The 21,538-nt window shown below is 31.1% G+C and carries 25 protein-coding genes; 22 read left to right on the top strand and 3 right to left on the bottom strand.

Annotated features, from left to right (window positions below; genetic code table 11):
* Positions 1–31: 31 nt before the first annotated feature.
* The 10 genes from R9X47_RS02335 (at position 32) to R9X47_RS02290 (ending at position 7,470) form a co-directional block, all read left to right on the top strand.
* Positions 32–1,441, top strand: coding sequence for a phage tail protein (locus R9X47_RS02335; RefSeq protein WP_432665085.1), 1,410 nt, complete (start codon positions 32–34; stop codon positions 1,439–1,441).
* On the top strand, positions 1,438–2,037 hold the full coding sequence (locus R9X47_RS02330) for a hypothetical protein (RefSeq protein ID WP_432665084.1): 600 nt from the start codon (positions 1,438–1,440) through the stop codon (positions 2,035–2,037). The genes R9X47_RS02335 and R9X47_RS02330 overlap by 4 nt, the downstream gene beginning before the upstream one ends.
* Before the next feature lies 1 nt (position 2,038).
* Positions 2,039–2,608 carry an imm11 family protein gene (locus R9X47_RS02325; protein WP_432665083.1) on the top strand — a complete coding sequence of 190 codons (570 nt, stop codon included), beginning with the start codon at positions 2,039–2,041 and terminating at the stop codon, positions 2,606–2,608.
* 13 nt (positions 2,609–2,621) lie between these two features.
* The gene (locus R9X47_RS02320) at positions 2,622–2,975 is read left to right on the top strand and encodes a DUF4280 domain-containing protein (RefSeq protein ID WP_432665082.1); all 354 of its coding nucleotides are present in this window, start codon (positions 2,622–2,624) and stop codon (positions 2,973–2,975) included.
* A gap of 155 nt (positions 2,976–3,130) precedes the next feature.
* Positions 3,131–3,634, top strand: a complete 504-nt coding sequence (locus R9X47_RS02315; protein ID WP_432665081.1) for a hypothetical protein — start codon at positions 3,131–3,133, stop codon at positions 3,632–3,634.
* Positions 3,635–3,764: 130 nt separating this feature from the next.
* Positions 3,765–4,175, top strand: coding sequence for an Imm48 family immunity protein (gene imm48, locus R9X47_RS02310; protein ID WP_432665080.1), 411 nt, complete (start codon positions 3,765–3,767; stop codon positions 4,173–4,175).
* Between the two features lie 255 nt (positions 4,176–4,430).
* Positions 4,431–5,231, top strand: a complete 801-nt coding sequence (gene imm47 / locus R9X47_RS02305) for an Imm47 family immunity protein (protein WP_432665079.1) — start codon at positions 4,431–4,433, stop codon at positions 5,229–5,231.
* Between the two features lie 634 nt (positions 5,232–5,865).
* On the top strand, positions 5,866–6,156 hold the full coding sequence (locus tag R9X47_RS02300; RefSeq protein WP_432665078.1) for a hypothetical protein: 291 nt from the start codon (positions 5,866–5,868) through the stop codon (positions 6,154–6,156).
* A 194-nt stretch (positions 6,157–6,350) separates the two neighbouring features.
* Positions 6,351–6,842, top strand: a complete 492-nt coding sequence (locus tag R9X47_RS02295) for a hypothetical protein (RefSeq protein WP_432665077.1) — start codon at positions 6,351–6,353, stop codon at positions 6,840–6,842.
* Positions 6,843–6,912: 70 nt separating this feature from the next.
* Positions 6,913–7,470 carry a hypothetical protein gene (locus tag R9X47_RS02290; RefSeq protein ID WP_432665076.1) on the top strand — a complete coding sequence of 186 codons (558 nt, stop codon included), beginning with the start codon at positions 6,913–6,915 and terminating at the stop codon, positions 7,468–7,470.
* A gap of 352 nt (positions 7,471–7,822) precedes the next feature.
* Here the strand turns inward: R9X47_RS02290 and R9X47_RS02285 are convergent, their stop codons facing one another.
* The gene (locus R9X47_RS02285; RefSeq protein WP_432665075.1) at positions 7,823–8,356 is read right to left on the bottom strand and encodes a LysM peptidoglycan-binding domain-containing protein; all 534 of its coding nucleotides are present in this window, start codon (positions 8,354–8,356) and stop codon (positions 7,823–7,825) included.
* A 427-nt stretch (positions 8,357–8,783) separates the two neighbouring features.
* Here R9X47_RS02285 and R9X47_RS02280 point away from each other — a divergent pair, with 427 nt between their 5' ends.
* The gene (locus R9X47_RS02280; RefSeq protein WP_432665074.1) at positions 8,784–9,005 is read left to right on the top strand and encodes a hypothetical protein; all 222 of its coding nucleotides are present in this window, start codon (positions 8,784–8,786) and stop codon (positions 9,003–9,005) included.
* Between the two features lie 41 nt (positions 9,006–9,046).
* Here R9X47_RS02280 and R9X47_RS02275 read toward each other — a convergent pair whose 3' ends face one another.
* Positions 9,047–9,217 carry a Spo0E family sporulation regulatory protein-aspartic acid phosphatase gene (locus R9X47_RS02275; protein ID WP_432665073.1) on the bottom strand — a complete coding sequence of 57 codons (171 nt, stop codon included), beginning with the start codon at positions 9,215–9,217 and terminating at the stop codon, positions 9,047–9,049.
* 366 nt (positions 9,218–9,583) lie between these two features.
* Here R9X47_RS02275 and R9X47_RS02270 point away from each other — a divergent pair, with 366 nt between their 5' ends.
* Positions 9,584–9,721: a hypothetical protein gene (locus R9X47_RS02270; protein ID WP_432665072.1), complete on the top strand. Its 138-nt coding sequence runs from the start codon at positions 9,584–9,586 to the stop codon at positions 9,719–9,721.
* Between the two features lie 117 nt (positions 9,722–9,838).
* Here R9X47_RS02270 and R9X47_RS02265 read toward each other — a convergent pair whose 3' ends face one another.
* Positions 9,839–9,994, bottom strand: a complete 156-nt coding sequence (locus tag R9X47_RS02265) for a hypothetical protein (RefSeq protein ID WP_432665071.1) — start codon at positions 9,992–9,994, stop codon at positions 9,839–9,841.
* Between the two features lie 320 nt (positions 9,995–10,314).
* Here R9X47_RS02265 and R9X47_RS02260 point away from each other — a divergent pair, with 320 nt between their 5' ends.
* The 10 genes from R9X47_RS02260 (at position 10,315) to fliF (ending at position 21,533) form a co-directional block, all read left to right on the top strand.
* Positions 10,315–11,847, top strand: coding sequence for a YifB family Mg chelatase-like AAA ATPase (locus tag R9X47_RS02260; protein ID WP_432665070.1), 1,533 nt, complete (start codon positions 10,315–10,317; stop codon positions 11,845–11,847).
* A 21-nt stretch (positions 11,848–11,868) separates the two neighbouring features.
* Positions 11,869–12,951: a DNA-processing protein DprA gene (gene dprA / locus R9X47_RS02255; RefSeq protein WP_432665068.1), complete on the top strand. Its 1,083-nt coding sequence runs from the start codon at positions 11,869–11,871 to the stop codon at positions 12,949–12,951.
* Between the two features lie 203 nt (positions 12,952–13,154).
* Complete coding sequence (locus R9X47_RS02250; protein ID WP_432665067.1) at positions 13,155–13,352, top strand: cold shock domain-containing protein; 198 nt, start codon at positions 13,155–13,157, stop codon at positions 13,350–13,352.
* A 310-nt stretch (positions 13,353–13,662) separates the two neighbouring features.
* Positions 13,663–14,361 carry an SIMPL domain-containing protein gene (locus R9X47_RS02245; RefSeq protein WP_432665066.1) on the top strand — a complete coding sequence of 233 codons (699 nt, stop codon included), beginning with the start codon at positions 13,663–13,665 and terminating at the stop codon, positions 14,359–14,361.
* Positions 14,362–15,107: 746 nt separating this feature from the next.
* The gene (gene topA, locus R9X47_RS02240; protein WP_432665065.1) at positions 15,108–17,186 is read left to right on the top strand and encodes a type I DNA topoisomerase; all 2,079 of its coding nucleotides are present in this window, start codon (positions 15,108–15,110) and stop codon (positions 17,184–17,186) included.
* A 319-nt stretch (positions 17,187–17,505) separates the two neighbouring features.
* A complete protein-coding gene (codY, locus tag R9X47_RS02235; RefSeq protein WP_432665064.1) occupies positions 17,506–18,285 on the top strand; it encodes a GTP-sensing pleiotropic transcriptional regulator CodY in 780 nt (259 codons plus the stop codon).
* A gap of 398 nt (positions 18,286–18,683) precedes the next feature.
* On the top strand, positions 18,684–19,088 hold the full coding sequence (flgB, locus tag R9X47_RS02230; RefSeq protein WP_432665063.1) for a flagellar basal body rod protein FlgB: 405 nt from the start codon (positions 18,684–18,686) through the stop codon (positions 19,086–19,088).
* 4 nt (positions 19,089–19,092) lie between these two features.
* The gene (flgC, locus tag R9X47_RS02225; protein WP_432665062.1) at positions 19,093–19,533 is read left to right on the top strand and encodes a flagellar basal body rod protein FlgC; all 441 of its coding nucleotides are present in this window, start codon (positions 19,093–19,095) and stop codon (positions 19,531–19,533) included.
* A gap of 21 nt (positions 19,534–19,554) precedes the next feature.
* On the top strand, positions 19,555–19,845 hold the full coding sequence (gene fliE, locus R9X47_RS02220; protein ID WP_432665061.1) for a flagellar hook-basal body complex protein FliE: 291 nt from the start codon (positions 19,555–19,557) through the stop codon (positions 19,843–19,845).
* Positions 19,846–19,979: 134 nt separating this feature from the next.
* Complete coding sequence (fliF, locus tag R9X47_RS02215) at positions 19,980–21,533, top strand: flagellar basal-body MS-ring/collar protein FliF (protein ID WP_432665060.1); 1,554 nt, start codon at positions 19,980–19,982, stop codon at positions 21,531–21,533.
* Positions 21,534–21,538: the final 5 nt, after the last annotated feature.

Here is a 21,538-nt window from a genome sequence, read left to right as displayed (position 1 = left end):
ACAAAATGATAGATAAAAGAAGGTGATGTATATGGTTAAAGATTCTTATACATATGTTAATTTAGTTATAAAGCCTTACAAATTTGAAAAAGTACTAGACTTAAAAATTGAAGAAGAAATAAATGAACACACTAAAGTCTATATCAGAGGTATTATAAATGAAGATGATGTAGATAAATATGTAGAAAGTGCCAGCGATATGGATGAAATTGAAATATATCTAAAAAATGATGACTCGCAGGATATTCTATTTGCTGGTATGGTGACAAACATAAATATTGAAGCAAAGGGAAACGTTAGAGAGCTAGAGGTTTACGGAATAAGTGCAACTTTTTTAATGGATATAGTAAAAAAAGAAAGATCATATCAAAACAAAGCTATGACATATATGGACCTATTTAATGAAACCATAAAGGACTATCCAAATGCAGGTTTTACAGATGAAATTCTTGAGGGAAAAAATATTGAGAAACTAATAGTACAATATAGGGAAACTGACTGGGAATTTGCTAAGAGACTAGCATCTCATTTTAATAGTTTTGTAGCACCTAATAAATACTTTAATGGGCCTAAGTTTTACATAGGGGTACTTAAGAACTTAAAAAACTATAACCTTGAGGAATTCGACTACTCTATAAAGAAGGACCTAATGGACTATAAGTTAAAGCATGACAATGAAATAGAAGACCTAATGGAGCAAAATCTGATTAGCTATGAAATAAACAGTGAAAAGGTGCTAGAACTATGTCAAATGATAGAATTCAAAAATAGAAAGCTCTATGTCTATAAAAGCATAATAGGAATTAAGGATAGTAGATTACATAATAGATATTATCTTATGGATATGAAGGGATTAGCAAGAAGAAAAAAATATAACGAAGCTATTAAAGGAGTATCATTATTTGGATCTGTAGCTGACATAGAAAAAGATATGGTAATGATAAAGCTAGATATAGATGAAAACAATCCAAAAAGTGGATCCATGTGGTTTCAATACTCTACAGTATATTCCTCAGAGGATGGTAGTGGATGGTACTTCATGCCGGAAAAAAACGATAGAGTAAAACTATATTTTCCAGATGATAAGGAAGAAAATGCATTTGTAGAAAGTTCAGTAAATCTACAGTCAAAGGACCAAAGCAGAAGACAGAATCCAGAAATAAAAAGCCTTGCCACAAAATATGGTAAGGAAATAAGATTTCAAAAGGGATCAGTAGAAATAATAAGTAACGGAGGATTATTAATACGGCTAAGTGATAATGGCGGAATAGAAATAAATAGTAATAAAGAAGTGCAAATAAAATCTGATGGTAATATAGAGCTAAACAGCAGCAAAATCCTTATGGAGGGTGATGAAGGAATAAGTCTAAAACAAGGAGAAGCTGTCCTTAATATACTTGAAGATATAACACTTAGCGGTGGAAAGGTAAATATAGAATGATAACGGATAAAAAGAAAGCAGCCATAGAGGATTTAGCAAGGAATCACCTAGTAGATAGATGGATAAATGAACTGAAAAATATAGAAAACAGGTACTTATGTAGTAAAGATGAAATCGAAGAAGAGCTCATAGATATATTTGACAAGCTATGCAAAAAGACTAAAGAGATGCAGGAAAAAAATTTAAAAAATAAAATTAAATACATACATTTCTCTATCTTAAGAACTAAAATAATGGAGAATGAGGGCGTATATAGAATAGAATTCTACGATGAAGATTGGTATCTAGATGAAGTGGAAGCATATGAATTTTGGAATGCAGATTTCATATACAAGTCCTTATTCGACCATATGGAGGAGCTAGAAGTAAAAAAGAAAAAATACTTGAGAACGATAACATCGATGGATATAGAAAAAATAAAGCAGGTGGAAGTAAGTAAATACCATACTTTAGCCTGTGAGATGGTAAAAGATATGGTAGAAAAACTAATAGAGCTAAAGTCCTTTAAAGAAATAGTATCAGAGGGTGGATACTCTATATTATTTGGAGAATACAAGGGAGACAGTAAAGTAATATACCAAAAAGAGAGTGATTAAGATGGACTATTTTTTACTAAGGCAGGATGAAAGATATGTAAACACACCTATAATAAAAAACATGGTAGAAAAAATTGACAGAAAATACCTAAGGGAAGAGAACCTATATAAAATTGAGGATCTCAATATATTTCGAATAATGGGAAGCGATTATGAGACCGATTATCTAGATATACTAGACACACAAATATATCTATACTCAGACAGATTAATGGAACTGATAAGAAAATTTGATGAAAAAGTTACAACCAAGAGAATAACATTAATAGACATAAAAAGAAAGATACAAAGGAACTATCATCTACCTATATTAGAAGAAATAAGTGCATTTAGTAAAGATACAGAGATTTACTCCTTTAAGGAAAAACATAGGCTAGAGTATATGGAAGAAGCCTTAGAAAGAAATCAGATAAAGAAACTAATACTAGATGCTGATAAGATAAAGGATAAACAAATATTTAAAATAAAGGAAATAGCAGGGACGGCGGTAGTAGTAGACCTACATGTAGCCGAGGCTCTGTTAAGAAGAGATTTCAAAGGGATAAAGTTAGAAAGAATAGACGTAAGCTAAGGGGTATAGAGTTATGGCTTCTGAAAACAAAGCATATGTAGTTAGAGGGGCCAAGATGAGATGTAAATTTGGAAGTCACACTAGAAAAATAAGCTTGCCAATAAGTCATGGGTCGTACGTGAATAAAAAGCCAATGATGAATGAAGAAGACAACAAAGCAGAAGATAACGTACCATACTTCGGTATATGCAGTAGTCCAGAAAATAATTGCCCAGAAACAGTAGACTTAAAAAGTGAAGAGGACGGAAGTAGAATAACTGGCAAAAAATGCACCCCAGAATTTCTAGTAGACTGGATAAATACAAAGGAAGATGCCCTAGTGGATGGAAAAAAAGCCCTAACAACTGATTATATAATTCTACATTGAAAAATTCTATGGTTAATGCAGGATTATCAGAAAGTGATGAAGATTGAATGACTGAAATAGCAGCAGATCAGCAAAGAGCATATGGACTTACAGAAGTAGATGAAGTTCCTAGAATACCTAGGTAGATTAAATGCTATGGAAAGGTGAGAATTTTAATGGAAGAATTGGTGAAAAAATCAGTTGAAGATATGGTGGAAAGATTAAAAAACATATCTTGGTTTGAGAATTGTGGGAGTATGAGTGCTGCATCTAAATATGAAATTAGTTATTCTAAAGGTATAGAAAGTACAATAAAACATTGTTCAAGTACAAGATGGGCTAATCTTTTGTTAGATAAGCGGCAAGATGTAAGTTCATATATTACTGTATATCGAGTTGAGACTAAATATCGTTGGAATGATGTTATTAAAGTAATAAAAAAAGATATATTACCGGAAATCACTAATTGTGTAGAAAAAAAATGGAATATTAAATATGGAGAATCTGAAGAAATAAAAAGAACAATAAGATCAAATTTAATGTTTTTTCTAGCACTATATGCATTCCGTGAATACAAGGAAGAACCATTTTATAATGAATTATTAAGTATTTATGAGCAAGGTTATTTCCCTTGTGGTTGGAAGGGAACGTATCCAGAGGGAAAAATAATTATTTTTTAAAAAAGGATGTAACTAAATAGATAAAAGCATTTTCGTTAAAAGTTATAAAATGTTTGATAAAATTATGAATATGCATTTAGCTTTCAAGAAAAAGCAATTTATGTTATAGAGAATGGGAGTTATGATATAAGTGAAAGAGGATATATTTTTAGTAGAGTGTAAGAAATTAGTTCAAAGTCTATTTGAAATTCTTGAGATTGAGTTGAAAGAATTAACTGAGCAGGAAAAAGAAATATTAATTGCTTATTCATTTGGAATGATAAGTGTAATGGCAGAAGAAAATCAGATTTTATTAAGTATTCAATATTCTGCCATTGAGAAAGTTATAATGGAAGTTTTTCAGTATTCTAAACAAAAAACAATTAATACTATAAAAAATATTGTAGACAGTACTGAAAAAGGCGGTAGTGAGGTATTTAGGATTATGGTATATCAAGGGAAATATGTATATCCTAAATATAAAGACAGTAATTATAATGAAGTATATGATAGACTTACAAACTTAATTGATGTTATTGTTACTGGTGAATATAAAAATTAGTAGAATTTAATATCTCTAATCTCTCGGATGGTGAGGGATATTAGGATACTTAAAAACAAATGAAAATAGCTGTGCAAATATTTCATATACAACGCAAAGGTATTTTTGCACAGAATATGGCAATGGAAACGAGCTCAGTCCTTTCGGGCTTGATCTAGCATTTAAGCAAAAGCCTGAGAGAATTAGGCTTTTATGCTAAGATAGAAATGAAATGATGGACTAAGAAGATAAGATATGGATTGGAAGGATAGGTGTATGGACGAGTTAGATAATATAATGTGTAAAGGGATATGGTATGGGGAGACTCCTAATAATATTAGCAAGGAAGAATTGTGGAGTAAAATTAATAATGAAAATGATGAAAAAAGGAAGCTATTAGCAGTAATTGATTTATTAAAACTTGGAGATTTTTCAGCGAAGCAGTTATTAGTTAAAATTATGAATGAAAGCAATGATGATAGTGTAATAAATCTTTGTATTAGAGTATTTTGTTCAATTGCAAGCCATAGGGATATTTCTAACAATGAAAACTTGAAAATGCTATTAGATTCTGATGATGATGCAGTTAATGTTTTTGTGACATATTCAAAACAAGCATTATCCTATGAAGTTGTTCCATATTTACTTTCACTTTTAGAAGAATGGGAAGACACTTATGTTGAAACCACAATAAGAGATGCATTACAAGATATATTAAATTATCAAGAATCAATTTCAGAAAGTGCCTCAGATGATGAAATAAGAACATTTTTTATAAATAAAAGAGAGAAGGTAGATGCGGAGAAATATTATTATAAAGGAGAGTTAGCATTCCCAGGAGCATTGACAAAAAGATTACTAGATCTAACTGTTCTTTCTAGAAAATGTGGAACAGAACTAAAAGAAATTCTTATTCCAACAATACTTTCAATTTGGAGTGGTATTGAATCTCCTGTACAATACTATACAATAGTAGATGATGAAACCATGAAAAAAGTTTTTGAATATGTTAAAAAACTTTCAAAAATGAATTGGGAAAAAGGATGTAAATATTTTTATGGACATAAAATATATTAAATGGGAAATAGAGTTTGTAGTCGTAATTAAAGGATCAAGGACTGTAAATAGTTGTGTGTAAATTACCGACTGTTTACGTCCTCAAATAAAATAATGTTAGCGGTGGGGCATATGTAGTACTAAAGCTTCACTGCTTTCTTTTTTATGCAGGGCTACCCGGTGGCGAATGAGTCAAATATCATTGCTTAGTTATGGGTAAAATTACTCATTTGATTTAGAGTTCTAGGCCGGAAGTATTAGAGAAGAATGTTAAAATATATACTTTAAGACCTAATATTCACATAATTTCCACTTGTTTGTTTACACATATGTGAGAACGTTGGTATAATTTACATTAACAGTTTGATAATGTAAATTGAATCCGAATTTCTATTAGAGTACCAAAATTACCAGACTATATCTTTAAAAATCTGCAGGCACAATAGAAGAATATTAAAGAAGGTAATCATGATCTTGCTTAAGTCAATAATCATTTCTAAATAAGGAGAATTAAATCAATGAAAAATACAATAAATTTAATCTGTCCTTATAAGTTTAATGTACAATATGATGAAGCTGAGTAACTATTTGAAAATTATAGACGGGAGAGAGAATGGATTGTTAATCAGTATATATTACCAGGTGGTGAGTATAGATGAGTTATTTGAGTTTATCAAAACGAATAATGAATGATGAGCTTTCAAATGAAGAGCTGATAGAAAATCTTGAAACTCCTAATGTTATAGTTTTACAACAGGTGATGTTAAAACTTATACAATATGATATTAAGAGCGAATTCGTATGTCAGAAACTTATTCAATTTAGTAATTTTATGGACACAAGATTCAAAATTTTGGGACTTTGCAAGATAGGTCATTTAGCCATTTATTCATTAAAGAAATTAGGTTATATAAAGGAATACCAAGATATATATAGGTTTAGATGAGCAAGACAAAGAACTTGTAGAGATGATTGAAAAAAGATTAATGTGGGACTCTTTAAGTGATCTTGATACGTTGTTGGTTAAAGGAAAGATTAAAATGTTTAAAGGAAGTGGAGAATAGTGGTGTTAGAAGGAGAAGGTGACAGATTAATTCTCCTTGTAAAATAGAAACTAGAACGGACTAGGGAGACGTATTTATGAAAAAAGTAATAGTTCTAATTACATTATGTAGTATTCTGTTAATAGTAAACGGATGTATAAGCTCTTCTTTAGAAGAAAATAAAAATGAGCCTGAATTAACAAGTGATAAAGAAATTGATATAGGATGGCATTTTGAAACATCGGTAAAAACAGATGAAAATGGAACTGAGATTCCCTATACAAATGTCTCGTTATTAATAAATGGTGAAAAAATAGAAATTGAAAAGGTTTTAGGTTACCCTGAAGATATAAGTGATTTTGAAAGTCTGGGTAAGCTCAAAAATCCTATTATGGCATGTAGAGCTTGGTTTGGGGGTGCCGGGACAGATATTTATATCAAAAGAATTGATGAAAAATCCTTAGGAGTTATGTGGAGATATGTAGATGAATCAGATAGTGATTTAGAAGAATTTGATAAAATAAAAGACATAGAAATTCCACCAAATGTAAATATGAACATAACTGAAGCTAAGATGATTTATAAATAGAAGCCTTGATCAAATTCACTTAGTAGAATAATGTGGTTAACTGATAATAGTGATTTAGGAGCTGTCAAAGATGAAATATAAAAAAATTCTATTTGTTATTTTAGTTATCGTGGTGCTGACTAATATTATTGTAACAATGAATAGGGATGTTAATGCAGTAATCTATGAAAACTATGTGGCAAAAGAGAATGATAATAAAATTGTATATACATATGAGGATGACGCAATTGAACTAAGTCTAAGATGGATAAATGAAGAGGTCACTAAAGGACCATATAGTCTATTCTTGGCATTAGAAGTAAAAGATGATCAAATTGATGAGATCTACATTGATTATTTAGAAATTAGTTCATCGAATGAAGTGGAGTATCAGTTTAAAAACATAAGGTCTGAACCATTAGTAATATACAATGTTGATAAAGAAGATACTCACCTTAAATATGAGAAAGCAAATGATAAAGTAAGATATTATCAGTTTGAGGACAAGTTCAACTTTAACTTTGAAGGCAAAGAAGAATTTATTCTAAAGTGTACTCTTAGATATAAAGGTTTGAATATCAATAAGGAAAAAGATATAGAAGTTAAATATGAACCTCATGCTGAGAAAATAAATGCTTCTATTGTTTAATTTAAAACAGCACAGATAGATTGTCAATTCCTTCTGAAGTTGTTGCCTTTGAAGAATTTTATGAGTATCTTGTGAAAAGTGCCATGGAAAATCATGTAAGGAAGTAGAAGCGGCATTAGCTAATATATGATAATGAAATGACAAGATTATGTTTTGAGATGAACCTAAACAAGTAGACTAGCTCTAAATAAAAACACAACTGCGCCCAGTATTCTATTTAAAGGTATATAAGAGTTAAGAATAGAGATAAGCAAAGTCTTCTTTTGATTTTTTAAAGAAGACTTTGCTTTTTCTTTTAAAAACGACTATTACGTGATTTGAATTTTCCATAAATAGTATGGATTTAATAAACTTACTTACTGTCAAACAATATTAGGTCACCAGGTGGTTTGTGTATTTCATTTTCTTTAACGGCACTAATAATAATCCTTGTTTGAGGATTCAAATTCATTTCTCTGATTTCTCCCATCCAGATTGAAGGGTTCTTGGAAATATGGGTCAATTCTACATATCTGAATTCATTTAGATCCACAGCATAGCAATGATAACATACAAATTCGTCACCAAAGTTCCTGACATAAGGTAGGTTAACAATACATGTTATACCATTTAGTCTAGAAATAACTGCATAGGAGTTCTTTGGTGTCGCCTTAGTGGGATATATAAATGAACACAAAGCTGTTTTCTTTGGGATACATAAAACATCACCTGTGATAAGGTATCTTGGATTAGGAATATGTACATTATTCATTGCTAAATCATGTACCGATATTCCGAAATCAGATGCAATACTATATAATGTATCTCCTCTTTTTACCGTGTATTGGCTTGCTGAATGCTTATAACATTTTTCCGGTTTACGGGGTTCTAATTTTCTATGGCGCACATTTCTCACTCCATCTTAAAAAGGTCTTTAGACCATAATATGCAAAGTGGTATAGAAATGTTAAAAATAAAGCTAATAGATATGGAGATATGATTGCGAAGACTATTGCTGAAAAATAGTTAATAAACGCCTTATACACCATTCTTACAGGTCATACTGTAAAGAGCTAATGGAAAGATTTATATGAGCCAGGAATTTATATTATCTGACATTATTTTTGAAGTACAGAAGTAATTTGTATATTGAGCTACTTTTATGCTGACTTGTAGACTATGATGTACATTCTTGTACATTTCCTAGGTAATTATTGATTGATATAAAATAGGTACTATAATTAAGAAGAATCTAATAAAGATTTCCAAGGAGATTGAAGTTTGATACATTCTTTGCTATTATTAAACTATACAAATAATAATGAGGTGATTAAATGGGAAAGAAGAAAGTAAAAGACAAGATTATTATTAGTGGTAAAGATTTAGTCATTAATTCTGCTGGAAAACAAGGACGACACTTAGATGTTGTAAAAACAGGATGTGGAGTTCATGAAAGTAAAAAGAGAAAGATGCAGAAAAGGAAAGGGAAATATGCACAGCGTCTCAAGAAGGAACTTAAAGGTTACTCTTGGGACGCTGTTATTTTATTTGGATGAAAAGTAAAAGTACAGCAGACTGAATCCAAATTAGCTAGTTACTATTTTTCTATATGATGGTACTCTAACAGTAACTCATCTAGTAATTGACTTAATTTAATTACCTCACCGTCCAAGAGATTCCATTGCTTGTCTTCAACTAATTTATATAGATTAATCTTAGTTTCATCAATTTGACTGATTAATTTTTGTAACTTATGTGAATTGTTCATTTTGCATACCCCTTTTATACAGTATTTTCTTTTGCAATATTATTAGACTAGATTCAGCCTGCTGTACTACTAAAATTTTATAACATTTATAAAAAATGTAGGGAATGTAAAAAAATACTTTTAAAGAAATAAAATGTTAACTTATATATTAAAACCACCTTATTCTTTTATAGTAGGTGGTTTTTGTTATGTAAGAACTAAAAAAAATTATAAGAATATTATTATAAATAGCTTAATAGATATAAAAGGTCAGAATTGTAACTGCTAATGATCTACTAAAAAAATGATATGAATTAGGTATATCCAACGAGTAATTACAGATTAAAAAATTCTTCAGGAGAGTCTAACTTGTAAAGGGGGAGAAACATGGGCAGACTTTATGAAATTGCTATGGAGGTAGCTAAAGGTATTGAAGAGGTATATTTAAATTCTAGTAAAACAGTTGATGAGCTTGTAGAGGAAGGTATAGATCTCATTAAGAGAGGAATTGAAAAGAATGAATAGGCTTTATAAGTTTGTGGCAGCTTCAATTATTTTCATAGTTTTAATGTTTATATTACAGTTTCTAAATAGACATAATGCAATGATGATTATCACACTGAACTTTGTAATGATTGGATATCAGATTTTTCTGTTTTGGAGAATTGTAAGATGGTTGAACGAGTGAGATAAGAGGGTAGTCATGGTGTTATATAAATGAAATTCTCTGATCCAATATGATATATATTTACATTCTATTTTAGGGTTATTATAGTATCCGCAAGGACATGGATTCATACTAGCAACTAAAATCAACTTTGAAGGATAATTAATACATTGTTCTTATGATGTTACTTGGGTGGACAAGCTGTAATATGAATAATGATATAATCATGCAGAAAATTTATAATAAGTAGTTGATGAAACCATAAGTGAAGTGAGTTTATTCTAGCTAAAGAAAACTTAGAAAGATGCATCAAAATGAATCGACATAATATAATTATGATAAACTGATGTATAATTTTGTCTATTTCTAATATATTTTACAAAATTATGAAGGATATTCTAGAAATGTATTGAATAATAAATAAAACACTTAGTCACAAAGGAGGAATAAAGTGCTATCAAATATCGTCAGCTGTGTTCTTCTTGGCTTGGATGGGGAAATAGTGAATGTAGAAGCTGATATATCAAGTGGTTTACCATCCTTTTCAATCGTTGGTCTCCCTGATACTGCAGTAAGGGAATCAAAGGAGAGAATAAGAGCAGCAATAAAGAATTCGGGATTTAGTTTTCCGGTAAAGAGGATTACTATAAATTTGGCACCGGCAAATACTAAAAAAGAAGGCACCCATTTAGATTTACCAATAGCCATGGGGCTATTAGGTGCATCGGATCAGATTTCAAATAAGGTTTTAAAGGAATATGCATTTATAGGCGAGTTATCCTTAAATGGTAAATTAAATAGGGTAATAGGAGTACTTCCAATTGTGATTTCCTTAAGGGCAAAGGGCTATAAAAAAATAATTATTCCAAAGGAAAACCTTGAGGAAGCTAGCATCATAGAGGATATCGAAGTTTATCCCTTTGAGAATCTAGTTGAGGTTATGAAATTTCTAAAAGGAGAGCTGAAGGTTGATTATAGTATTGATAGAGAAAAGAAAAAGAAAAGCCCTAAAACCTATGATGTTGATTTAAGCGAGGTTTCTGGTCAGCAAGGTGTAATAAGGGCCTTTGAGATAGCAGCTGCGGGAGGCCATAACATAATATTAATTGGCCCTCCAGGCGCTGGAAAGACAATGCTAGCAAGAAGGTTTCCAACTATACTTCCTGATATGGATATTGAAGAGTCTATTGAAGTTACAAAAATTTATAGTGTTTCAGGACTATTACCGAGTAATTCTGCACTTATAAGTACCAGGCCTTTTATAGCTCCACATCACACAGCCTCTAGAGTATCTCTCATTGGAGGTGGGAAAGTTCCGAAGCCAGGAGATGTTTCTTTAGCACACCTAGGAGTTTTGTTTTTAGATGAACTTACCGAATTTCAAAAGAGTGTTCTAGAAGTTCTCAGACAACCTATGGAAGATGAAGAGGTAACCATATCTAGGGTGAACGCAACGGTAACCTATCCATCTAAGTTTATTTTAGTTGCTAGTATGAATCCATGCCCTTGCGGATACTACAATGATCCCAAAAACGAATGTAGCTGTGCGCCGCATCAGGTGAAAAAATACCTATCTAAGATTTCTGGTCCTTTACTAGATAGAATTGACATGCATATAGAAGTATTTCCAGTTGAGTATAAGGAGCTAGCGGGAAAAAGTAAAGGAAAAACATCGAAGGAGATTAAGATAAATATAGACAAGGCTAGACTTATACAGCTTGATAGGTATAAAAAAGAAAATATAAGATGCAATTCTCAGCTTCCGCCAAGGCTTATTAAAAAACATTGTGAGTTAGGTAAAGAGCAAAACAATCTATTGGAAGTAGCCTTTAAAAAGCTAAAATTAAGTGCTCGTTCATATAATAAAATTATTAAACTTAGTAGAACAATAGCAGATTTAGATAATAGTGAAAAAATTGAAGTGAAGCATTTATCTGAGGCTATTCAATACAGAAGCTTGGACAAGAATTTCTGGAACATATAATATTTTAGGAGAAGAGATACAATGAACGAAAAGGATTATCTTATTTGGTTAAATTCTATAAATGGAATAGGTAATACGACTATTGAAAAACTACTATGGTACTTTGGATCATTTGAGGCTCTGTGGAATGCACCAATAAGTGATATTAATAGTGTACCTAATATAAGAAAAAAGGCTTTAGACAAACTTATTGAGACACGTAATATAGAATATGTAAAGAAATATAAAGAAAAAATAACATCTAAGAAGGTTAACTGTATAGATAAAAATGATGATCTGTATCCAGATGTTCTAAAGGATATTCCAGACCCACCTCACTTACTATATGAGAGAGGAAGAATAATTAAGGAGGATAAAAACGCAATTGCAATAATCGGTTCAAGAAAGTGTACTTCCTATGGGAAAAATATAGCCTACAAGTTTGCAAAGGAATTAGCATCATATGGAATCACAGTAGTAAGTGGAATGGCCTATGGTATCGACTCAGCTGCTCATAGAGGAGCGTTGGATGGTGGTGGAAGAACTATTGCTGTCTTAGGTTGTAGTGTTGATATCTGTTATCCAAAAAGTAACGCAAACTTGATGAGGGATATTATAGAGAATGGAGCTGTGATATCTGAATATCCTCTGGGTACAAATCCAACTCCCGGGAACTTCCCAAGGCGAAACCGAATAATATCTGGTTTAAGTAAGGGTGTATTAGTTGTCGAGGCAGGACTGAAAAGTGGGACACTTATAACGGTGGATTTTGCACTTGAACAGGGAAAGGATGTATTCTCTATTCCAGGTAATATCAATTGCAGTGTAAGTCAAGGTACTAATAAGTTGATCAAAGAAGGGGCTAAACCTGTAACGTGTGTAGAAGATATCCTAGAGGAGTTTAATATCCAAAAACAAATGAAAGAAAAAGATAACATGCATCTGGATCTCAGTGATACTGAGAGAGACGTTCTTGAAATTGTTATGAAGAAACAGCCGATACATATGGATATGATAGGATCAATATTAAACTTAGATGCGGGCACACTAAATAGTATAGTTACCATACTAGAAATTAAAGAGATAATAGAACAACTCCCAGGGAAAATTATAATAGTAAAGTAGATTATTAAGGATTAAAAATCTGAATAATAATGGTCAGAAAATACTTAATTGTCTACTGTAGATTTTTCTAATTTTACTTGTAAACATTGCCTTTTGAAATTAAATATTTTTGTCCCAAGTGGCTTGACAGGAAGGGATATAGGTGATATTCTTGGAGAGAAGAGTTGCAAATTGCAAAATAAATTTTTTGGAGGATTGTTCACATGAAAGGTAAAGTAAAATGGTTTAACAGCGAAAAAGGTTATGGATTCATCACTGGAGAAGACGGAAATGATGTATTCGTACATTACTCAGCTATCGAAGGAAATGGTTTCAAGACTTTAGAAGAAGAGCAAGAAGTTGAGTTCAATGTAACTGAAGGAGACAAAGGACCTCAAGCAACTAACGTAGTAAAACTATAATTAGAATATTATTGATGACTACATATTTTAATATATAGACTACCTAAACCCTGAAATAGCTCAGGGTTTTTTAATGTATATTACATAAGTAAATTTAGTATAAAGGCTATTACATTAGTCCAGAAAATATTCTGGTCTTTTTTTATGGGCATTTTTAAGAGGTTTTATCAACAGATTTACTAGTTTCACAAAAGAAACTATATTCATATTATGACATTATAGGTAATTAGGTTTTGAGATCGTCTATCTTTATATAGTTTTAATGTTTTATAGACGAATTTCGAAAATAATGTGATAGGAGTGGAAGGAAATGACTCATTTTTTAATGTCCAACATGGCAACAGGTTACCCAAACAGCTATCGAAACGGAGATTATCAAAAGAGTGCTTCGGGAAGTTACAAAATGAAACTGTTTGGTATAGGTAGTATTAAAGCAAGGCCTGATGTAGCTATAGTGACATTAGGAATTGTAACAGAAAATAAGGAACTTAAAACTGCCCAAGAAGAAAATACTTTGAAAACTAGAAGTGTAATAGACTCTTTAGAAAGAATGGATATCAGAGAAGAAGATATTAAAACACAATCTTTTTCTATAACACCGGAGTATGACTTTGTTGAAGGAAAGAAAATATTTAGAGGTTATAGAGTGGTAAACAACTTAGAAATAAGAATAAATAATATTGAAGAAACCGGTGAAATTGTTGATGCATCAGTAGAAGCTGGAGCAAACAATGTAAGTGATGTAAAGTTTACTGTTAAGGATCCTAATCAATACTATCGAAATGCATTAAATCTTGCAATAGAAGATGCTATTAAAAAGGTGATAAGTATAGAAAGAAGATTTAACTATAAAATAAGCAAAGCGCCAATTAAAATTGAAGAACAAAGATTAGCTGATGTTTCTTTAGAAAGAGTATACCTAGAATCTACTAAGGTAACAACTCCAATTATGCCTGGAGAGATAGGATTTGAATCTAAGATAGAAGCAGTATTTTCATATTACGTTTAGAAATGAACTAAGGATTATAAACTGTATTAAAAAACATATAATCCTTGCAAAGATCTGATTTGTATCATATACTACAAAATGAAAAGTATTCTCAATAAATGTTGATTTATCAGAATTTTTCGCAAATGAATAACAAAAAGAAGGAATTTGGAATAATTGATAGAATAATAAAATAGTTTGTTATATTATTAATATTTTGGAAATGATTTTGAGATTTATATTTCAAGTTATTCAAAAGTATTATAATAAACTACGTATTACTTTAGAAGTAAAGGATTAATCTTACTAAAAAGCATTTAAGGCTTAAGAACTTTTACAATTTTTCCAAGGAAGACTTTTGGTTAATGTATAGTGCAGGTAAGCAAGAATTAAACATGTATATTTAAATCAAAGGAATAAATGTACAATTTTTCAGGTAAAATTATAATAATTAGTAAAAAAGTCTGATATAAGAATAATGATATATATAATCAGTTCGCTAGAAATATTGAAAAATGGCTTATAATATCACTTTTTAATATATTAGAATTATAATTTTACTATTATCCAGGAAGTTACTCTTTATTTTATGAAATGGCTCCAAATCTACTATTTCTAGTACATTTACAAATAAAAAGTAATTTATGAAATTTCCTTAATAAATTTTATTTTCAAAAAATATATTATAAATATATTAAAAGTTTTGAAATTGCAAAATATTTTTGTTATAATATCAGTCATTGTGATGTAATTTTGGAGGTGCAAAAATGGCAAAAACTCTTGTAATAGTAGAATCACCAGCCAAAGCTAAAACCATTAGTAAATTCCTTGGAAAGAATTATAAGGTTAAAGCCTCCATTGGTCATGTAAGAGACCTACCTAAAAGTAAATTAGGAATAGACATTGAAGATAATTACAATCCTAAATATATAACTATTAGGGGAAAAGGTAAGGTTATCAAGGAATTAAAATCTGAGGCTAAAAAAGTAGATAGGGTTTTACTGGCAACTGACCCCGACAGAGAAGGAGAGGCAATTTCTTGGCATTTAGCAAATATCTTATCAATTAATGAAGATGATAAATGTCGAATAGAGTTCAATGAAATCACATCGAAGGCAATAAAGGGTGCTGTAAAGAAGCCTAGACCGATTAGGAAAAAACTTGTTGATGCTCAACAGGCAAGAAGGGTCTTAGATCGATTGGTGGGTTATAGTATTAGTCCTCTATTATGGCAGAAGATAAGAAGAGGCTTAAGTGCTGGTAGAGTACAATCAGTAGCTACAAAGCTAATTTGTGACAGAGAAAAAGAGATTCAAGACTTCAAACCAAAGGAATATTGGACAATCGACTTAATGCTTAAATCATTAGATCAGTTAAGAACTCTTGAGGCTAGTTTTTATGGTGTAAATGGTAAAAAGACAGAATTGAAAAATTCAGCACAGGTTGATGATATTGTAGACAAGATTGAGAGCAACTTATTTCAAGTTGATAATCTAGATAAGAAGCTTAAAAGAAGAAAGCCATATCCGCCATTTACGACAAGTAGTTTACAACAGGAAGCTTCTAATAAATTTGGTTATTCTACAAAGAAAACAATGGTATTGGCTCAGCAATTATATGAAGGTATAGACGTAGAAGGTGAAGGTACCGTCGGTCTTATAACTTATATAAGAACTGACTCAATTAGAATTTCTGATGAAGCAAAGGCTGATGCAAAGGATTATATTGTAGGGGAGTTCACAAAGGACTACTTAGGTAAACAACAGCCTAAAACAAAAAATAAGAAGGACGCTCAGGATGCCCATGAAGCTATAAGGCCAACTTCAGTTTTTAGGACACCAAGTAGCATAAAGGGCTCTTTAAGTAATGATCAATATAATTTATATAGATTGATTTGGGAAAGATTTGTAGCTAGTCAAATGTCAGATGCAACATATAATTCTTACAATGTTGATATAGTTAATGGTGAATATCTTTTTAAAGCGAAGGGAACAAAGTTGGAATTCGACGGTTTCCTTAAAGTGTATTCCTTTACTAAGATTACAGAAAAAGAACTACCTAAAATAGATGTCGGCGAAAAACTAGAAGCCGAAAACATTGATAAAAAGCAACACTTTACTCAACCACCTCCTAGATATACTGAAGCAGCATTAGTTAAAGAAATGGAGGAAAAGGGAATAGGTAGACCAAGTACCTATGCGCCAACAATAACTACAATCTTAAGTAGAGGATATGTTGAAAGAGAAGCAAAGGCTCTTAAACCTACAGAACTTGGAGTTCTAATTAATGACATCTTAGAAAAGCACTTTGAAAAAATCGTTAATATTGACTTTACAGCTGATATGGAGTCAAATCTTGATAAGATAGAAGAAGGCGAAATACCTTGGAAGAGTGTAATAGATGATTTCTATAAGCCTTTTAAGGAAATTTTAGAAAAAGCAGAAGAAGAAATTGAAGAAATAGATCTAACTGAAATGACCGATGAAGTCTGCGAGAAGTGTGGCAACTTTATGATGATTAAATATGGAAGATTTGGGAAGTTTCTTGCTTGCTCAAATTATCCTGATTGTAGTCACACGAAGTCAATTATTAATAAAGCAGGAGTAAATTGTCCTCGCTGTGATGGTGATGTAGTAATTAGAAAGACTAGGAAGGGTAGAATATTTTATGGTTGCAGCAATTTTCCAAAGTGTAACTTTATGACATGGAAGCAACCGATTAATAGAAAATGCCCAACATGTGAATCTATACTTGTAATAAAGAATACAAAAAGTAAAAAGACGATTGTATGTTCCAATAAAGAGTGTAAATATGAAGAAGAAATGCAGACTGAAGACAAGGATTAACTATTTGACTTAAGAGCAGAAAATGTAATTCTGCTTAAAAGTAAGGAAATTTGGGAACAATTAAATAAGGATGGTTTTGATACGTTCTTAAATAAAAAAAATAAAATGATAATCATACAAATTGCATAATATATACATTCAGACTTAATATCTTACTGCGAGTAGTTATAGAAAATACAAAAACGAGTTAATTACTTAGTTCAATTTGTAAAACAATAATTATTAGCTATAAAAGTTTCGCAAGATTGAATAGAATGCCACATAAATAGATTATTTATGCAGTTTGATTTTATAATTAAATATAACAAGGAGGAACATTATGGCAAATACGCTATTAGAAAAAACGAGAAGATTAAACAAGATACTTCAGCAATCAGGGAATACTCCAGTTTCATTTGCACAATTATGTGAAACTCTAGGTGAAATACTAGATGCTAATGTATATGTTGCGAGTAGCAAAGGAAAGGTACTGGGAGTTAGTTTAGCTGACTCATCAGATTGCCCAATAATTATTGACAAAGAAACTGAAGATAAGAAATTTCCAACAGAATACAATGATGAATTGCTTAAAATCTATGAAACAAAATTTAATATTACCGGAGACGAATTATTAAAAATCTTTAAATATGATGTCGAAAGCTATAACAAACTAGTTACAATAGTGCCAATCAATGGTAGTGGACAAAGGTTAGGATCTATGGTTTTAGCTAGACATGGTAATAGCTACAATGATGAAGATTTAATTTTAGCAGAATACTCTGCCACAGTTGTCGGTATGGAAATTTTAAGGGCTAAGAGTGAAGTGATTGAAGAAGAAGCTAGAAAGAAAACAATAGTACAAATGGCTATTGGAACTCTATCATATTCTGAACTTGAGGCTGTGGAACATATTTTTGAGGAATTGAATGGTTCTGAAGGCCTATTAGTAGCAAGTAAAATTGCTGATAGAGTCGGAATTACAAGGTCTGTTATTGTAAATGCCTTAAGAAAGTTTGAAAGTGCTGGTGTTATAGAATCAAGGTCATTGGGAATGAAAGGTACTCACATAAAAATACTTAATGACAAGTTATTAGAGGAATTAAAAAATCTAAAGAAATAACATATATATATTCATTTCATATAGCGATATAAGACTTTATAAAACTCAAGAGTTAAGTGCTCTTGAGTTTTTAATTTGAAAAAAAGAAGTGGAAATCCATTGGAATTGTAAACGATAAGGCTTAATTGTTGACTTTTAATTCGAGCAATTTCTACACTTAATAAGGCGTAATATTTAAAGAATAAAGTGAGTAAAAAGTCAAAAAAAGTCGAGATTTATCGACGGGCATAGTTAGAAAGTACTAAATTCGGATGGGGATAGAAAAACCAATTAACATTTTATGTCTATTAATGTAAAATAATATTATGATTTTTTAAAAAAATAAAAGCGACTTTTAGGAGGTATTTCACAAGATTTGTAGAATTATGACATAAAGCAAAAGATTTGGAGGTTTAAGAATGCTTAACAAAGTAAACAAGAATGTTCATATTTATCAAAAAGCATTAGACGCTTCTTGGTTAAGAAATACAGCTATTTCCAATAATATTGCGAATGTAAATACGCCTGGATACAAGAGACAGGATGTTAAATTTGATTCTGTGTTAAAGAATTATATAAATAGCAATTCAATGGAATTAAGCAAGACACATCCTAAGCACTTTCCAAATAACACCATAGACTCTATGGAACCTACTGTTACAAGAGAAATGGGTACAAGCTTTAGGAAAGATAAGAATAACGTTAATATAGACGTAGAGATGGCAGAGCTAGCCAAAAATGCTATAAAATTTAATGCTTTAACTCAAGAATTATCAAACCATTTGAAAAGAATTAAAACAGCGATTTCTCAAGGAGGTAAGTAGATAAATGAATTTTTTTAAGTCTATCAATACAAGTGCTACTGGTTTAACAGCAGAAAGATTGCGAATGGATATTATCTCTAAGAATATTGCTAATGCAAACACAACTAGGACAAGTAGCGGCATGCCTTATAGGAGACAAGTTCCTATATTCAATGAGAAGGAAGGAAAAACATTCTCGGAAATTTTTGATGCTGCTAAGAATGGTCAGAAGTTGGGGAATGGGGTAGAAGTTAGTAGCATAGAAGAAGATAAGTCACCCTTTAAAAGAATTTATCAACCTGGACATCCTGAAGCCGATGAAAAAGGATATGTTTTAATGCCAAACGTTGATATAGTAACTGAAATGATCAATTTGATCTCTTCTTCAAGAGCATATGAAGCAAATGTTACTGCCCTTAATACTAGCAAAGGTATGGCTATGAAGGCCTTAGAAATTGGACGTTAACTTTTCTTTAGGGGGTAAATTATGAAAATATCAAATATCTACAACTCGGAATTATTGAAAACTAATATTAATGATAAGAAAATTGCTAATACAAATGATTTTAAAGATTTCTTAATGGGTGCAATTGACAAATTGAATGCATATGAAAATGAATCAAATAGAATGGGTCAAATGTTGGCTATTGGAGAAGTAGATAACATACAGGATGTTATGATAGCTTCGCAAAAGGCAGATATTGCTTTGAATTTTGCTATAGAAGTGAAAAATAAAGTTATGGATGCCTATAAAGAAATAATGAGAATGCAAGTATAGATAGATACTGCTTTAGTATTAAAGGTGTTTTGAGAGTACTTTATAGTGTAGAAAATGAATAATGTAAATTGATCAAAATCCACCTTGAATATTTTAAATCGAAAATTTTTTTTGGCAATGAATGGAGGATATAGATGGGGGATTCAATAACAAAGATAAGAAATCAATTCAACGAATATTTTCAGTCCCTTAATAAAAAACAGAAGACTTTAATTGGTCTGGGAAGTTTTTTTTTAGTGTTAACTTTAGCACTTTCAATTTTTTACGTAACCAGGCCCCAGTATGTGACTTTATACAGTGGTCTACCCTTAGAGGATTCTGGTGAAATAACTCAAAAACTTGAGGAAATGAATATTCCTTATAAATCTGAAAATGGAGGAACCTCAGTAATGGTTCCTAAAGAGAATCTTAACAAGGCTAGAATGAACCTCGCGATCGAAGGATTTCCGCAAGCTGGTATAACTTGGGAGGATGCCTTTAGTAGTAATAGTTTGACGATGACCAATGATGATAAAAGAAAAAAATATCTTCAAGCTGAGATGAGTAAATTAGCAAGAACTATTGAGGAGATAAGTGGTATAAAAAAAGCGTCAGTTCTTCTTACTGTTCCTGACAACTCGAATTTCTTGACTGAGGATATTAAAAAATCAAAGGCATCGGTTCTATTAACATTAAAGCAAGGATTTAAATTAAATGAGCAAGAGGTTAACGGTATAGTAATGCTTATAGCGAATGCCGTAGAAGGTTTAGAATTGAACAATATATCTATTCATGATAATACAGGAAAAATGTTAAACGATGGATCGATAGATAGTGATGGATATTCTATGAATAAAAAAATGGATATTCAAGAGAAAGTTACAGCGAACTTAGAGCGAAGCTTAAGAGAGTTTTTAGCTAAAATATATGGTTCGGATAATGTCGATATTATGCTAAATGTTAAACTTGATTTTGATAGAGAAGTTACTGATATTAAGGAATTTGCTTCACCTATCGAAGGAGAGTCAAACGGATTGATACGAAGTTATCAAGAACTTAAAGAACAGGTAAAAAATAGTGCTGCTGGAGGGCCGCCTGGTACAGACTCTAATTCGGAAGCAATTACTCAATACAATGAAATTGACTCAGATGATACAACATATATAAAGGATAATAAGAGTGTTAATTATGAGTTAAACGAGATTAGAAAAAGCATTGTAAAGGAATCAGGAAATATTAAAGATATAACTGTTGCAATTATTTTAAATAGAAAGACACTTGAAAACGGTGAACTCACTGATGAGCATAAAGGTAGATTAATAGAGTTGGTTTCAGCTGCAGCTGGACTTGAAACAAAAAAAGTTGAGGTAATGGCACGAGACTTTAACCAGGGACAGCAGGACAACTTGTTATCGATAAGTAGCGAAGAAGCAACTGGAATTACGAGTAATATTCCTTTAATGAGCATTGGAGTTGTAGGATTATTGCTAGCTATTGGATCAATATTTGCTATGCTGAGAATTAGAAGAAGAAAGAATGAGATGAACGATATTTTAGATGAATCAGCTATAGGAATAGAAGATGAAGTTGAAGAAATAGAAATTGGTGCAAATGATAAGTCTAGCTATAAATATCAAATAGAAAAATTCGTTGACAAAGAACCAGAAGCGGTTGCCCAGTTACTTAGGTCCTGGTTAAATGAAGATTAGGAGTG

The organism is Wukongibacter baidiensis (genome assembly GCF_050888315.1).
Taxonomy (GTDB): Bacteria; Bacillota; Clostridia; order Peptostreptococcales; family Caminicellaceae; genus Wukongibacter; species Wukongibacter baidiensis.
Note: the sequence above shows the minus strand (reverse complement) of the source record. Positions and strands in the feature narration are given on the sequence as shown.